We start from the raw sequence: 614 nt of genomic DNA on the forward strand, positions 1-614 counted from the left end.
GTCTACCGCAGCGGCCTGATCAAGGTCACCGAGAACTTCAAGCTGGGCGTGGTCGCGGCCACCGGCGGCATCGCGCTGCTGTACCTGGCCTCGTTCGTGCTGAGCTTCTTCAACATCAACGTGCCGATGATCCACCAGGGTGGCTGGCTCGGCATCGCCTTCAGCCTGTTCGTGGTGGTGGTGGCCGCACTGAACCTGGTGCTGGACTTCGACTTCATCGAAACCGGCGCCGACGCCCGCGCGCCGAAGTACATGGAGTGGTACGGCGCGTTCGGCCTGATGGTCACCCTGGTGTGGCTGTACGTGGAATTCCTGCGCCTGCTGTCGAAGATCCAGCAGCGCTGAGCCACGCTCACGACGCGATATGACGAAGGCGCCGCAAGGCGCCTTTTTCATGCCTCCGGGATCACCGGGCGCCCGTGCTGGAGCGCGGCGTAATGGCGGGCCATGAACTCGGCCAGCGCGCGCACTTTGGGCGCCAGCTGGCGTGCGTGCGGGTACACCGCGTAGTAGTGCCGGCGGCCCGCGTGGTGCTGGGGCAGCACGCGCACCAGTCGCCCGTGCAGCAGGTCGTCCTGCACGGTCAGGCGGGTGAACGCCGCGATGCCCTGCCC

2 protein-coding genes are annotated in these 614 nt (G+C 67.1%); one reads left to right on the forward strand and one right to left on the reverse strand.

Features of this window, described 5'->3' with window-relative positions:
• The coding region (locus AC1DN0_RS41250; RefSeq protein ID WP_477146630.1) for a Bax inhibitor-1/YccA family membrane protein at positions 1-345 on the forward strand (345 nt) is incomplete at its 5' end.
• 47 nt (positions 346-392) lie between these two features.
• Here AC1DN0_RS41250 and AC1DN0_RS41255 read toward each other — a convergent pair.
• A partial coding sequence (locus tag AC1DN0_RS41255; protein ID WP_477146631.1) for a LysR substrate-binding domain-containing protein occupies positions 393-614 on the reverse strand: 222 nt, incomplete at its 5' end.

It is taken from the genome of Cupriavidus sp. 05N39 (genome assembly GCF_056397325.1).